Below are 13526 nucleotides of genomic sequence, written 5' to 3'. Positions count from 1 at the left end.
TGGAGACCAGGCGAGAGGCGCGCATATCACTGACACTACCTGTCAGTGACCCGGGCGTATCACGCGACAAGGTCGAGCAGGCCGTCACCGCGTGGGTGGCGGCGCGCCGTCACGACGTCGTCTACCGCGGCAAAGCCGTCAAAGGGTCGTGGTGGCGGGCGCATACACTTCGTGCCGGGCTGGGGGCGCCGGCAACGAGTCGACTCTCCGGCATCGCGTCAGAGCGGTCACAGCTTCCCTATTGCACCGGCTTCAGTACCGCCTGCAGGAGCACGACGCCCTCGCCGTACTTGTCCCGCAGCCGTTGCTGGAGCTCCTCACTGGCCACCCAGACGCCCACGACCACCTGCTCCTTCATGACGTCGACGGAAGTCGAAGTGAAGGGCTGGCCCAGATCGTCACCGATGAACTCCTGGATCTGCCACAGCGTTTCCTGGCTGCGCCGGGCCTGGCTGACGCAGAGCGCGCCGCCCCAGCTCTCCCGGATCCACGCCTCCCTGCCGGCCAGGTCGCCCGTGAACTTCACGTTCAGCACCAGCTTGGTCGGGTCGTTGGCGTACTTCTCCGACCACTCCCGCTTGCTGCCGTCGTAGCCGGGGATCGAGTCCAGATAGCTCTGGTCCAGCCACACCCCGCCCACGGCTTCCTCATTCTGCAGCCGCTGCTGAGTCGCCTGGAGCGCTTCCTGGGTGGCCTTGGCGGGATCAGCCGGCCGCCAGCCGCCCTCCGGGACGGGGCACGGGCTGTCGAACCTGTGCTCCTCCGGCCTGCCCTGGACCGCCGCCCCTGGTGGTTCGGTCAGGGTCAGCCGGGAGCCGTCCCAGGTGCCGACCACCCGATACTGACCCCACTTCGTACCCTGGACGCTCTCGTGCTCAACCTTGGACCAGTCCCAGCCGACGATGTCCGGCCCACTGCACTGGGGTGGCAGCGATTCGGCCATCGCGGCGCACAGCTGTGGCCCGTGGCCGGGGTCCTCCAGGACGGAGACGGCGTCGGCCGCGTACGTGACCGGCTTGTCGGCCGCCACTCCGCTGCCGCAGGCGGTCAGCACTATGAGGGCGAGGAAGGCGAGTGAGCGCATGACCTTCAGACGTGCCAGCGCTCCGCGGAGGTTCAGCAGCATGCGCTCGAGGTCACCCAAGAGGACACCTCCGGGTCGGCGGGTGCGGCTGACATTGGAGGTACGCGGCGGGCGCGGGATGTCCGCATGCCTGGCAGTTCACCAGGTCGCGCTCGAAAACCAGGGTGGCAGGTCCGGGCGGCGACCTCACGGGTCCGGGCGGTCAGGTCAGATGGCGGCCTGGTAGGCGCTGGCGCGCATTCCCGCCAGCAGCCCCGCCGTCTGCTCCGGCGTGTAGCGGCGCACGGGATCGTGGTGCAGCAGCCCCTCGATGAGCGGCCGCATCACCCCGGCCCGCCGCGGCGGCGGGTAGGGGCCGCTGCGCGCCATGCCCAGCACCGTCGCGGCGTCCTGCCCGGGATAGGGCGGCTGGCCCTCGATGGCGCTGTAGAGGGTGGCCCCGAAGGACCACATGTCGGCCTCCTTGCTGGCCGGCCCCCCGTGCAGCCGCTCGGGGGCCATGAAGGCGGGGGTGCCGCGCAGCCGGCGCGAGTTCGTCATGCGGATGTCACCCTCGGCGGTCGCTATCCCGAAGTCGGTCAGCACCACCCGGTCACCGGTCAGCATGACGTTGGCGGGCTTGACGTCGCGATGCAGCACGCCCGCCTGGTGGGCGGTGCGCAGCGAGGCGAGCAGGTGCTGCCCGATGGCCGCCACCGACTGGGCCGGTAAGGTGCCCACCTGGGAGAGCAACTGGTGCAACGAGAGCCCGTCGAGATATTCCATCACGATCCAGAGCTTGCCGCCCTCTTCGATCAGGTCATGCACCGTGACGATGTTGGGATGCGTCAGCCCCGCGGCCATCCGCGCCTCACGCAGCACCCGGCGGCGCACCATCTCGGCCTCACCGGCCAAGGTCAGCTCCTTGAGCGCCACCGTACGGTGGAGGAGCTGATCGAACGCCCGCCAGACGACTCCCATACCCCCACGACCGGCCTCCTCATTCAGGAGGTACCGTCCGCCGATCTCCCGCATACCATCCCCTCAAGCTCCGGGGGATAATCATGTCACCTCAGCACCAGCTATAGGGTGCCTAACGTGATCTGGATATGTCGGAAAGTGTAGGTTCGCTGGTCAGAGGCCCAGAAATTCGATCCGACAAGGCGCGCCACACCAGTCCGACTCCCGCCAAACATACTCCCGTCGCGCCGACGAGGACGGCTCCGATGCCCACGAACTCGGCCACGACGCCGCCCAGGGCCGCCCCGAGGGGCATTCCGCCCATCCCGACGAGCCGGTATGCCGAATTCACCCTGCCGAGCAGTTCGGCCGGGATCAGCCGCTGCCTGAGCGAGATCACCAGGACGTTCCCCGCCGCCCCGACCAGTCCCCACAGCACGGCCGTCGGGTAGAGCGCCCAGGCGGACGGCACGATCACCGGCACCAGGAGCAGCAGGCTGCTGATCAGCCAGTTGCCCACGAGCGTCCGGAACTCCCCGAACATCGCCGCGGCCCGCCCCGACAGCAGCGAGCCGAGCACCGCCCCGACCGCGAAGGCCGTGGTCATCAGGCCGTACCCGGCCGGCTCCAGCCCCATCCGCGACCCGTCGCCGACCGCCCACAGCACGAAGACGGCGAAGTAGGCGGAGTTGGCCAGGTTGAGCAGGCCGGCCGTGATCGCCAGGCTCCGCAGGACCCGGTGCGACCACAGGTAGCGCAGCGCCTCGGCGATGTCCGCGCGCATCGGGCGGCGCCGCGCGAGGGCGGCCAGGCGGTACGTGCCGCGCATGCCCAGCAGGAGCAGCCCCGCGGCGCCGTACAGGAGGGCCGGGGCGCCGATGACGGCGGCGGGCAGGGCCACGACGAGCAGGCCGGCCGCCGGCGCGCCGACGAAGTCGTTGCCGATCATCTGGGCGGTGGAAATGCGGCCGTTCGCCCTGGTCAGGCGCTCCTGGGGGACGGTCATGGGCAGGATGGACTGCGCGGAGAGGTCGGCGAAGACCTCGCACGCACCGGCCAGCAGCACGGCGGCCAGCAGGAGCCACAGGTCGAGCAGGCCGAGCGCGGCCAGGAGCATGGCGGCGGTCAGGATCGCGGCGCGGGCGAGGTTGGCCCGCACCATGACGCGGCGGCGGTCGGCTCGGTCGGCCACCGCGCCCGCGTGCAGCGCCAGCACCAGCCACGGCAGCGTGGCCGCGGCCCCCACCAGGGACACGAGGGTGGGGGAGCGGGTCATCGACACGGCCAGCAGCGGCGCGCCGATCTTCAGCGCGCCGTCCGCCAGGTTGGACATCCCGGTGGAGGCCCACAGGAATCCGAATGATCGCCCAAGACCGGCCATGGCTGACTCCGATAGTGTGTAAGGGAAAGTGTGCACAGGTTTCTTTGCAAAGATAGGCTTGCACAACGATGCAGATCAAGAGCTTTTCCGCCCGGACGCTTGACGCGAACGCGCTGAAGTCGTTCGCTCACCCGCTGCGACTGCGGATCTACGAGCTGCTGGACGAGCGCGGCCCCGCCACGGCCACCGGGCTCGCCGGCCTGCTCGGGCAGAACACCGGGGCGACCAGCTACCACCTGAGGGAGCTGGCCAAGCACGGCATGATCGAGGTGGCGGCCGGGATGGGGCGCGGGAAGGAGAAGTTCTGGCGCATCACGCCCGGCGGCTTCTCCTACGGCGAGCCGCCCGCCGACCCGGAGGCGGCGAGCGCGATGGAATACCTGCTCGACGACCTGGTCCGCCGGCGCGGAGCCGAGCTGGCGCGGTGGCGCGAGGAGATGGCCGGGGCGCCGGAGGATTGGGTTGAGGCCGCCGCGTTCGGACGCCGGTCGCTGCGGCTCACGCCGGAGGAGACCGCCGCCATGCGGGACCAGGTCTTCGAGGTGCTGGAGCGCTACCGGGCGCTGTCGGACGGCAGGGCGGAGCCGCCGGAGTCGGCCGGGCACGTGGTCGTGCACTTCGACGTCCTGCCGGTGGGCGTCACGCCCGAGCGCTGAGGCCCCGGCTCAGGGTGGCCCGCCGCGATCGCACCCTAGGGATTTCCCTGGGCCCCGCCCTGAGGCCAGGGCTTCACCCGAGCCCATAGTGTCCTCGATCGGAACCCGGCCCTTTCCGGGCGACGGCCAAGGAGTCCACCATGGCGCGCGGCGAGGTGCCGTCACCGGCCTGCTGGAACGCTCCACGACGTCACGGGCAGCTCATCGGGCGGCAGGCGGGGGCTCGCCCGGGAGCGGGTGCGGCAGGAGGGGCCGGGCCTCACCCGCACGGACATCAGCCGCAGGCCGTTCACCCGCACGGTGTTCACCAGCAGGCCGTTCGCCGGCGCGGCGTTCACCCGCAGGCCGCTCGCACGTCCAGGATCGCTGACACGCCTCCGGGCCCGCCGGGCACAGGGCTCGGACGGGCGGCGCCCCCGTCCCGGGCTGGAGGGACGGGGGCGCCTGCCGCTCCTCGCGCGAGCTGTCAGCTGATCAGGCTCAGGGCGCGCTCGGCCATGCCCTCCGGGGCCGTCTTCGGCGAGCCGCAGGAGAACGGCGGCTGCGGGTCGTACTCGATCGCGAGCTGCACGCTCTGCGCCGTCTCGGGGTCGGTCGCCTGCGCCAGCAGCGTCAGCGCCATGTCGATGCCCGCCGACACCCCCGCCGCGGTCACGATCCTGCCCTCCGTGACCACCCGCTCGGTCACCGGCTCGGCCCCGTACGTCCTGAGCAGGTCGAGGATGGCCCAGTGGGACGTGGCCCGCGCGCCCGACAGCAATCCGGCGGCACCGAGCAGGAGCGAGCCGCTGCACACCGAGGTCGTCCACCGGGTGCGCTCGTGCGCCTGCCTGATCCAGCCCACCAGGGCCTCGTCGGACAGGGCGTCCAGGGTGCCGGGGCCGCCCGGGACCACGATCACGTCCGGCGCGGGCAGGTCGGCGTACGAGGCCGTGGCGGTCAGCGAGAGCGTGCCGCGGTCGTCGCCGACCGGCCCCGGCTCGGCGGCGACGAACGTGACCGTCCAGCCGGGCGCGAAGGCCAGCACCGTGTACGGCCCCACCGCGTCGAGCGCGGTGAACCGGGGATAGAGCGGGATGGCGACGTGCATGGGCTTACCTCTCCTTGGACTGGAACCGGCGCCGGTGGTCGCCCGGCGAGATCCGCCAGTGCCGCCGGAAGACGCGGTAGAGCGTCTCCGGCGTGCCGAGCCCCGACTCCCTGGCGACCGACTCCAGGGGCAGGCCGGTCACCTCCAGGAGCCGCCTGGCGGTGTCGGCCCGGCTGCGTTCGACGTACCGGCCGGGGGACAGGCCGGTCTGCTCGGTGAAGACGCGTGAGAAGTGCCGCTCGCTCATCCCGGCGCGCGCGGCGAGAGCGGGCACGCTGAGGTCGGCGGCCGGGTTCGCGTCGATGTAGGCCTGCAACTCCCTGAGCGGCTCGCTGCGCGGCGTCATGGCCCGCATCGGAGTGCTGAACTGGCTCTGCCCGCCCGGCCTGTGCAGGTAGACCACGAGGCCACGGGCGACGTCCCTGGCCAGCGCGTGCCCGTGGTCCCTGGCCACCAGCGCCAGCGCCAGGTCCACGCCCGACAGCACGCCAGCGGAGGTCCAGACGTCGCCGTCCTCGATGTAGAGGGGGTCGGCGTCGACCTCGACGCGTTCGTAGTGGCTCTGGAGCTCGCCCGCGACCAGCCAGTGCGTGGTGGCCCGCCGGTGGTCCAGCAGCCCGGCCTCGGCCAGGAGGAACGCGCCGTTGCAGACCGACGCCACCCGGCGCGCGCCCGCGGCCAGCGCGGCGATGCCCGCCACCAGCTCCCGATCGGCCAGCTGCTCGGGCACGGACAGCCCGCCGGCCACCAGCAGCGTGTCGATCGGCCCGGTGACCTCGGACAGCGCCGCCGCCATGACCGTGACGCCGTTCCCGGCGGGCACCGCGCCGGCGCGCACGGCGGCCAGCTCGACCCGGTAGCCGTCGCGGGGCCGGAACAGGGCGGCGGTGGCGAACACGTCGGCCGGACCGGCCATGTCCAGGAGCTGGAAGCCGGGGAAGACGACGATCAGGACACGTCGCTGCACGCCTTCCATGCTGGTCGCGGGCCTGTGCTGGCGTCAACGACACGAACATTGCACATTACGCCATGGGTCAGGTCCCGGCGTTGTCGAGGACGACCGCGGGTTCCTCGTCCGCGTCCAGCCGGTCTCGTCCGGGATGACGAAACCGTGGCCGGACTCGAACAGGCCCAGGCCCCCGCGCCGGCCGAGACGAAGATCAGCGGCCGGTCCTTCAGCCATCCGTACCGCCGGAGGACGTCGCGGTGATGATCGATCACGCGGCCATTGTGCCGCGGGAAACGCCGAGAGCCCCCGGGGGCAGGACCGGGGGCTCTCGCCGACGATGGGCGCAGGTGATCAGCCCATGTGCGGGTAACGGTGGTCGGTCGGCGGCACGAACGTCTCCTTGATCGTGCGGGCGTTCACCCAGCGGATCAGGTTGAAGATCGAGCCGGCCTTGTCGTTGGTGCCGGAGGCGCGGGCGCCGCCGAACGGCTGCTGGCCCACGACCGCGCCGGTCGGCTTGTCGTTGACGTAGAAGTTGCCCGCCGCGAAGCGCAGCCGCTCGGAGGCGGCGGCGATCGCGTACCGGTCCTGGGCGATGATCGACCCGGTCAGCGCGTACGGGGCGATGCCCTCCATCTGGTCGAGCACCGTGTCGTAGTCGCGGTCCTCGAAGACGTGGACGCCGAGGATCGGCCCGAAGTACTCCTTGACGAAGATCTCGTCGGTCGGGTCCGCGCACTCCAGGATGGTCGGCTTGACGAAGTAGCCGGTGGAGTCGTCGTACGAGCCGGTGAGCACGTCGATGTTCGACGCCGCCCGCGCCCGGTCGATCGCCTCCTTGTGCTTGGCGAAGGCCCGCCCGTCGATGACCGCGCCCATGAACGTGGACAGGTCGCCCGACACGTCTCCCACGGTCAGCGACTCGGCCACGGAGACGAAGTCGTCACGCATGCGGTTCCAGACCGAGCGCGGCACGTACGCCCGCGACGCGGCCGAGCACTTCTGGCCCTGGTACTCGAACGCGCCCCTGACCAGCGCGGTCGAGAGCACCGCCGGGTCGGCCGACGGGTGGGCGAGCACGAAGTCCTTGCCGCCGGTCTCCCCGACGAGGCGCGGGTAGCCGTGGTAGGAGGCGATGTTCGCGCCGACCGTGCTCCACAGGTGCTGGAACGTCGCGGTCGAGCCGGTGAAGTGGATGCCGGCCAGCGCCGGGTGGCCGAGCGCCACCTCGGAGACGGCCTGCCCGTTGCCGGTGACCATGTTGATCACACCCGGCGGCAGCCCGGCCTCCTCCAGCAGCCGCATCGTGAAGTGCGCGGCGAACTGCTGGGTCGGCGACGGCTTCCAGACGACGACGTTGCCCATCAGGGCGGCCGACGTCGGCAGGTTTCCGGCGATGGCGGTGAAGTTGAACGGCGTGATCGCGAGCACGAAGCCCTCGAGCGGCCGGTACTCCATCCGGTTCCACACGCCCGGCGACGAGACCGGCTGGTCGGCGTAGAGCTGGCGGGCGTAGGCCACGTTGAACCGCAGGAAGTCGATCAGCTCGCAGGCCGAGTCGATCTCCGCCTGCTGCGCCGACTTGGACTGGCCCAGCACGGTCGCCGCGTTCAGCGTCGCCCGCCACGGCCCCGACAGCAGGTCGGCGGCCTTCAGGAAGATCGCCGCCCGCTCGTCGAACGACAGCGCCCGCCAGGCGGGCGCCGCCTGGAGCGCGCCGGCGATGGCGTCCTGCACGTCCTGGGCCGTAGCGTCGTTGGTACGGCCCAGGACGGAGGCGTGGTTGTGCGGCTGCACCACGTCGATGGTCGCGCCGCCGCCGAGGCGCTGCTCGCCCCCGATGGTCATGGTCAGGTCGAGCGACGACCCGGCCAGTTCCTTGATGCGGTCCTCCAGCGCGCCCCGCTCGGCGCTGCCGGGCGCGTAGCCGTACACGCGCTCGTTAGCGGGCACGGGCACGTTGCTGATGGCATCCATTTACTTACCCCCAAGGGCACGAAGGAAGAAGGCGACGTTGGCGGGGCGCTCCGCGAGGCGGCGCATGAAGTAGCCGTACCAGTCGTCGCCGTAGGGGACGTAGACGCGGACCGTGTGGCCGGCCCCGGCCAGGGCCTCCTGCCGGTCGGTCCTGATTCCGTAGAGCATCTGGAACTCGTGGTCGCCGATCGTCCGCCCGAACCGGTCGGCGAGCAGCTCCGTGATCGCGATCATGCGGTCGTCGTGCGTCGCCACCATGGGGTACCCCTTTCCCGCCATGAGGATCCGCAGGCATCGCACGTACGCCTTGTCCACGTCGGACTTGCCCTGGTGGGCCACGGAGGCGGGCTCGCGGTAGGCGCCCTTGACCAGGCGGACGCGGGAGCCCTCGTCCGACAGGTCGCGGCAGTCCTGCTCGCTGCGGAACAGGTACGCCTGGATCGCCACGCCCGTCGCCGGGTAGTCCTCGCGCAGCTTGCGCAGGATGGACAGCGTCGAGTCGACGGTGGTGTGGTCCTCCATGTCGAGCGTGACGGTGGAGCCGTTCGCCGCGGCGGCGGCGCAGATCTCGCGGGCGTGCTCGAGCGCCATGGCGTCGTCGAGCCGCTGCCCGACCGCCGACAGCTTCACCGACACCTCGCCCCTGGTCCCGAGATCGAGCGGCCTGACCGCTTGGAGCAGGGTGATGTAGGCGTTGGCGGTGTCCTCGGCGGCCCGCGCGTCCAGCGTCTCCTCGCCGAGGTGGTCGACGGTCACCGCGAGCTTGGCGTCGCTCAGCCGTTCGATGGCGGCGCGGGCCTCCTGGACGCTCTCGCCCGCGACGAACCGCTGCACGACCTTCTTGGTGAGCGGAAAGCCTGACACGGAGCGGCGTACGACACCGCTCCTCGAAGCGGTGAGCAGCAGTTGACCCAGCATGTTGCCAAGTCTAAAAACGCAGCTCAGAGGGGGCCATCGACGGGCGTAACGCCGGTTGTGGCAGGCTGTCGTACAAATGCACAACTCGGCTGACCTACAAGAGATCGTCGACGAGATCGCCGCCCGGCTGGGCGCGTCCGCGACGCTGGAGGACCGCTCGTTCCGGCTGCTGGCCTACGGAGCGCAGCACGGTGACATCGACACGGTCCGCCAGGAGTCGATCCTGCGCCGCCGCGCCACGGGGGAGGTGCGCGAATACTTCGAGCGCTACGGCATCGCCCGGGCGAGCGGCCCGGTCAGGATCCCCGCGGACGCCGAGCTCAAGGTCCTGGCCAGAGTGTGCTGGCCGCTGCGCCACGCGGACGTCACCTACGGCTACCTGTGGCTGCTCGACTCGGGGGAGCTGACCGACGAGACCCTGCGGGCCGCCGCGCCGCTCGTGGCCAGGGCCGCCGCGGCGCTCGCCCAGGAGGCCAGGAGCAGGCAGGATCTCGGGCGCGGCCTGCGCGCCCTGCTCTCCGCCGATCCCGAGGAGCGCGCCGGCGCCTCCATCGAGGTGCCGGGCCCGGTCGCGGCCATCGCCGTACGCGAGTCGCAGGAGCGCGTCGCGGCCCTCTGGACGCTCCCGCGCGGCGTCGTGGCCCGCCCGGGCTCGCCGGTCGCCCTGCTGGCCCCCGCCCACCTGGCGGGCGAGGTGGCGCAGACCGTCCAGAGCGCGTACGGCACCGCCGCCGGCATCGGCGCGCCCAGGGCCGACCCGGCCGACGCCTGGCTGAGCTGGCGCGAGGCCCGCCAGGCCCTGCGCATCGCCGAGCACTTCCCGCGCCACGCCCCCATCGCGCGCTGGGAGGACCTGGGCGTGCACCGCCTGCTGGCCCGGCTCGGCCAGGCGGACCTGCGCGAGCTCGCCGCCGAGACCACGGCGCTGGACGCCGAGCTGGCGCACACCGTGGAGGTCTACCTCGACCTCGGCGGCCACGTCCAGAAGACGGCCGCCGAGCTGGGCATCCACCGCCAGACGCTCTACTACCGGCTGGGCAAGGCCGAGCGCCTCACGCACCGCGACCTGTCCGACGGCGACGACCGCCTGGCCGTGCACCTGGGTCTGAAGGCCGCCCACCTGCGCAACCTGGACGCCTGAGCGGTCCCTGCGGACGCGCTCAAGCTCGTGCCGGGGCCGGCATGACCGCGACCCTCACGCGCGCCGAGCCGCCCCCCTTCACATGCGGGGGTTCGCGACCGGGCGCGGCCATCACACCGCGGGCACGAGGTGTTCGGGCCGGTGGCCGCTCACATGACGGCGAGCAGGCGGTGCAGCGAGCTCTTGGGCAGCCCGAGCCGGCTGGCGAGCTCGTCGAGCGTGACTCGGCCACTGCTCACTCCTTCAGTTCCGCGTGATGGAATGCCGGCGCGTAATACGGAACCGAGCGTGGCCGCGTTCTCAGCCGGTGGCGCGGTCGAGGAGCTCGAGCAGGTGGTGGTACGGCTTGCCGGTGGCGCGGGTCAGGCCGAGCTCGCAGGTGCGGTTGACCGAGGCGTGCGCGGCGAACTCCCCGGCCCGTACGGCGGCGGCCTCCGCCCGGGTGGCCGAGGCGGTCAGCTCAGGATGGAGCAGGCCGCGGTCGCCGGCGAAGGCGCAGCACTGCCAGCCGTCGGGGACCACCACCTCGTCCGCGACCGCCTGGGCGATCCGCATGATCGCGGCGTCCAGGCCCAGGCGGGTGGAGGAGCAGGTGGGGTGCAGGGCCAGGGAGGGCAGGCGGCGTTCCACCCGGAGGCGGGGCAGGAGGTGCTCGGCGGTGAAGGCGACCGCGTCCAGCACCTGGAGGACGGGCGCGGCGCCTGCTCGGGCACCTGCTCCGGCACCTGTTTCGGCACCTGCTCCGGCACCTGTTCCGGCGGAGGCGACGGCGACGAGACGGTGGAAGCCCTCGGTGCAGGAGGCGGCGTCGCTGACGACCGGGATGCGGCCACCGTCCGTGGCCCCGAGGAGCGCGTCGCGGACGCGGTCGCTCATCACCTCGTAACCGTCGGCGTACCCCTTGGACGACCAGGGCGTGCCGCAGCACAGGCCGCCGATGCCCTCGGGCACGTGCAGCCGCACGCCCGCCCGCTCGGCCAGCCGGGCGAACGCGGCCATCACGCCGGGGCCGCCGTCGGCCGGGGCGAAGAGGGTGTTCAGGCAGGACGGGACGTAGACCGCCTCGGCTCCGGGGTCCGGGGCCGGCCGGCGGCGGGTTCCGCCGCGCGGCAGGTCTCGGGTCCACTGGGGGACGGTCTCGGAGCCGACGATCGCGCGGGCGGCGCGGCTGGCGGCCTCGGGGAGAGCGGGCGGGGTGGCGGCGGCGGTGTCCAGGCTGAGGTTCATCGCCCTGGTGACGCCGTCCCAGTGCTTGGCGGCCGTCTTCCAGCCCCGCTGCGCGGCGCGGCCGTGCCGTTCCGCGCGCAGGCGCTTGGTCAGGTCGCCGGTGTTGATGCCGACGGGGCAGGCGGTGGCGCACATGCCGTCCACGGCGCAGGTGTCCACCGCGTCGTAGCCGTACTCCTCCCGCAGCCCGCGGGCCAGCTCGTGGTCACCCGCCTCCTCGGCGGCGGCGAGCTCGCGGCGCAGCACGATGCGCTGGCGGGGAGTGGTGGTCAGGTCGCGGCTGGGGCAGACGGGCTCGCAGTAGCCGCACTCCACGCACCGGTCGACCTCGGGCTCGACGGTGACGACGGACTTGAGGTCACGCAGGTGGGCGTCGTCGTGGTCGGTGAGGACGACGCCCGGGTTGAGGGTGCCCGCCGGGTCGCACAGGCGCTTGACCTCGCGCATCACCTCGTACAGCTCGTCGCCGTACTGGCGGCGGACGAAGGGGGCCATGACGCGGCCGGTGCCGTGCTCGGCCTTGAGCGTGCCGCCCCGCTCCAGGACGGCGGTCACCATGTCCTCGGTGAAGGCGGCGTAGCGGTCGAGGTCGGTGGCGAAGCGCTCGTTGAGCATGAAGTGCAGGTTGCCGTCCTTGGCGTGGCCGAAGATGACGCTGCGCTCGTAGCGGTGCTCGGCGAACAGCGCGGTCAGGTCGTCACACAGGTCGGCCAGCGCGGGGACGGGCACGGCGACGTCCTCCAGCAGGGCCGTCGTGCCGCTGGGGCGGGCGCCGGCGACGGAGGCGTACAGGCCCTTGCGGATGTGCCACAGCCCGGCCCGGCTGCCCGCGTCCCTGCTCAGCCGGGCCGGCGCGGCCGTCTTGAGCTGGGCGAAGACGCCCTCGGCGGCCTGCTCGCGCGCGGTCAGCAGGTCGGGGTCCGACTCCTGCCATTCGATCAGCAGCGCGGCGTGCTCGGCGACGGTGAGCGTACGCAGCAGGTCGTCGGCCTTGGGGTCGCTCTGGGCCACCCGCAGCGACTCGGCGTCCAGCAGCTCGATCGCGGCGGGCCCGGCCGCCACCAGATCGGGCATGGCGGCCATCGCCTCCCGCAGGGTGCGGAAGACGAGCAGGCCGGTGGCGGCCAGCCGGTGGGCGGGCACCGTGCGCAGCACGGCCTCGGCGACGAAGCCGAGCGTGCCTTCGCTGCCGATGACCAGGTGGGCGAGGATCTGCGCGGGCGAGTCGTGGTCGAGGAAGCTGTTGAGGCCGTAGCCCATGGTGTTCTTCAGCGAGAACTGCACCTGGACGCGGTGCACCGAGTCGGGGTTGCCGCGTACCCGGTCGCGCAGCCTGACCAGGCCCTCGGCCAGCGCGGGTTCGAGCGCGCGCAACCGCTCGTCGGCGTCGGGGGCGCCGGTGTCGATGAGGGTGCCGCTGGGCAGCACCACCGTCATCGACTCCAGCGTCCGGTACGTGTTGGCGTGCGTGCCGCAGGTCATGCCGCTGGAGTTGTTGGCCACCACGCCGCCGATCGTGCACGCCGACTCGCTGGCCGGGTCGGGCCCGAGCTTGCGGCCGTAGGGGGCCAGGCGGGCGTTGACCTGCCGGAGCACCGCGCCCGGCTGCACCCGTACCCGCTGCCCGCCGTCCAGCACCTCGATCTCGCGGAAGTGCCGGCGTGTGTCCACCAGCAGATGCTCGCTCACCCCCTGCCCGCTCAGGCTGGTGCCGCCCGAGCGGAACGTCAGCGCCAGGCCGGTCCGCAGCAGCGCCGCGACCTGCCCGGCGCTCTCGGGCACCAGCACGGCCTGCGGGGTGAGCAGGTAGTGCGAGGCGTCGTGGGCCATGCCGAGCCGGTCGCTCACCCGCGATCGGGTGATCCCCGGCACGGCCGCCTCCACGGCGGCCAGAACGTCGGGAGCCGGAGCGGTCAGCCGCCGCGGTTCATGGTGGTTCACGCTCGTGCTCTCTTCGTTCGTCGTGGCCGCACGCGTCATCGGGGGCCGATGACCTGCTGGCGCTGGCCGCCCAGGCCCTCGATGCCCAACTCCATCACGTCGCCCGGCTGGAGCCAGATCTGGGGGTCGTGGCCCATGCCGACGCCGGGTGGGGTGCCGGTGTTGATCAGGTCGCCGGGTTCCAGGACCATGAACTGGCTGAGGTGGTGCACGATGACGTACG

13 protein-coding genes are annotated in these 13526 nt (G+C 72.3%); 2 read left to right on the top strand and 11 right to left on the bottom strand.

Going from position 1 to position 13526, the window contains the following annotated elements; genetic code table 11:
* Positions 1-238: 238 nt before the first annotated feature.
* The 3 genes from AB0J69_RS59830 to AB0J69_RS59820 all read right to left on the bottom strand — a co-directional run bounded on the left by AB0J69_RS59830 (position 239) and on the right by AB0J69_RS59820 (position 3404).
* Entirely contained in the window at positions 239-1144 is a 906-nt protein-coding gene (locus AB0J69_RS59830; RefSeq protein WP_364137867.1) for a hypothetical protein, read from the bottom strand.
* A gap of 147 nt (positions 1145-1291) precedes the next feature.
* A complete protein-coding gene (locus AB0J69_RS59825) occupies positions 1292-2098 on the bottom strand; it encodes a serine/threonine-protein kinase (protein WP_364137865.1) in 807 nt (268 codons plus the stop codon).
* 58 nt (positions 2099-2156) lie between these two features.
* A complete protein-coding gene (locus tag AB0J69_RS59820; RefSeq protein WP_364137863.1) occupies positions 2157-3404 on the bottom strand; it encodes an MFS transporter in 1248 nt (415 codons plus the stop codon).
* Positions 3405-3472: 68 nt separating this feature from the next.
* Between AB0J69_RS59820 and AB0J69_RS59815 the strand changes: the two genes are divergently transcribed.
* Positions 3473-4060 carry a winged helix-turn-helix domain-containing protein gene (locus AB0J69_RS59815; RefSeq protein WP_364137861.1) on the top strand — a complete coding sequence of 196 codons (588 nt, stop codon included), beginning with the start codon at positions 3473-3475 and terminating at the stop codon, positions 4058-4060.
* A 161-nt stretch (positions 4061-4221) separates the two neighbouring features.
* On the opposite strand, the gene AB0J69_RS59810 is transcribed toward AB0J69_RS59815, so the two are convergent.
* The 5 genes from AB0J69_RS59810 to AB0J69_RS59790 form a co-directional block, all read right to left on the bottom strand.
* Positions 4222-4398 (bottom strand): hypothetical protein, encoded by a 177-nt coding sequence (locus AB0J69_RS59810; RefSeq protein ID WP_364137860.1) that lies wholly within the window; start codon positions 4396-4398, stop codon positions 4222-4224.
* 128 nt (positions 4399-4526) lie between these two features.
* A complete protein-coding gene (locus AB0J69_RS59805) occupies positions 4527-5150 on the bottom strand; it encodes a DJ-1/PfpI family protein (RefSeq protein ID WP_364137858.1) in 624 nt (207 codons plus the stop codon).
* Between the two features lie 4 nt (positions 5151-5154).
* Positions 5155-6126: a GlxA family transcriptional regulator gene (locus AB0J69_RS59800; RefSeq protein ID WP_364137856.1), complete on the bottom strand. Its 972-nt coding sequence runs from the start codon at positions 6124-6126 to the stop codon at positions 5155-5157.
* 324 nt (positions 6127-6450) lie between these two features.
* The gene (gene pruA / locus AB0J69_RS59795) at positions 6451-8076 is read right to left on the bottom strand and encodes an L-glutamate gamma-semialdehyde dehydrogenase (protein ID WP_364137854.1); all 1626 of its coding nucleotides are present in this window, start codon (positions 8074-8076) and stop codon (positions 6451-6453) included.
* Positions 8077-8994 (bottom strand): proline dehydrogenase family protein, encoded by a 918-nt coding sequence (locus tag AB0J69_RS59790; RefSeq protein ID WP_364137852.1) that lies wholly within the window; start codon positions 8992-8994, stop codon positions 8077-8079.
* Between the two features lie 76 nt (positions 8995-9070).
* On the opposite strand from AB0J69_RS59790, the gene AB0J69_RS59785 reads away from it, so the two are divergent.
* Positions 9071-10135, top strand: a complete 1065-nt coding sequence (locus AB0J69_RS59785; RefSeq protein ID WP_364137850.1) for a helix-turn-helix domain-containing protein — start codon at positions 9071-9073, stop codon at positions 10133-10135.
* 149 nt (positions 10136-10284) lie between these two features.
* Here the strand turns inward: AB0J69_RS59785 and AB0J69_RS59780 are convergent, their stop codons facing one another.
* The 3 genes from AB0J69_RS59780 to AB0J69_RS59770 form a co-directional block, all read right to left on the bottom strand.
* A complete protein-coding gene (locus AB0J69_RS59780; protein ID WP_364137848.1) occupies positions 10285-10374 on the bottom strand; it encodes a helix-turn-helix domain-containing protein in 90 nt (29 codons plus the stop codon).
* A 61-nt stretch (positions 10375-10435) separates the two neighbouring features.
* Positions 10436-13303 (bottom strand): FAD-binding and (Fe-S)-binding domain-containing protein, encoded by a 2868-nt coding sequence (locus tag AB0J69_RS59775; protein WP_364137846.1) that lies wholly within the window; start codon positions 13301-13303, stop codon positions 10436-10438.
* 35 nt (positions 13304-13338) lie between these two features.
* On the bottom strand, positions 13339-13526 hold a 188-nt coding region (locus AB0J69_RS59770), incomplete at its 5' end, for a fumarylacetoacetate hydrolase family protein (protein WP_364137844.1).

Origin of the sequence: Nonomuraea sp. NPDC049709 (genome assembly GCF_040674815.1) — a bacterium.
Classification (GTDB): Bacteria; Actinomycetota; Actinomycetes; order Streptosporangiales; family Streptosporangiaceae; genus Nonomuraea.
This window is presented reverse-complemented; position numbering and strand designations above follow the sequence as displayed.

Coding starts and splice junctions, on each gene's coding strand:
- AB0J69_RS59790 (WP_364137852.1), bottom strand. CDS start 8,994: ATGCTGGGTCAACTGCTGCTCACCGCTTCGAGGAGCGGTGTCGTACGC.
- AB0J69_RS59825 (WP_364137865.1), bottom strand. CDS start 2,098: ATGCGGGAGATCGGCGGACGGTACCTCCTGAATGAGGAGGCCGGTCGT.
- AB0J69_RS59820 (WP_364137863.1), bottom strand. CDS start 3,404: ATGGCCGGTCTTGGGCGATCATTCGGATTCCTGTGGGCCTCCACCGGG.
- AB0J69_RS59805 (WP_364137858.1), bottom strand. CDS start 5,150: ATGCACGTCGCCATCCCGCTCTATCCCCGGTTCACCGCGCTCGACGCG.
- AB0J69_RS59800 (WP_364137856.1), bottom strand. CDS start 6,126: ATGGAAGGCGTGCAGCGACGTGTCCTGATCGTCGTCTTCCCCGGCTTC.
- AB0J69_RS59815 (WP_364137861.1), top strand. CDS start 3,473: ATGCAGATCAAGAGCTTTTCCGCCCGGACGCTTGACGCGAACGCGCTG.
- AB0J69_RS59785 (WP_364137850.1), top strand. CDS start 9,071: ATGCACAACTCGGCTGACCTACAAGAGATCGTCGACGAGATCGCCGCC.
- pruA (WP_364137854.1), bottom strand. CDS start 8,076: ATGGATGCCATCAGCAACGTGCCCGTGCCCGCTAACGAGCGCGTGTAC.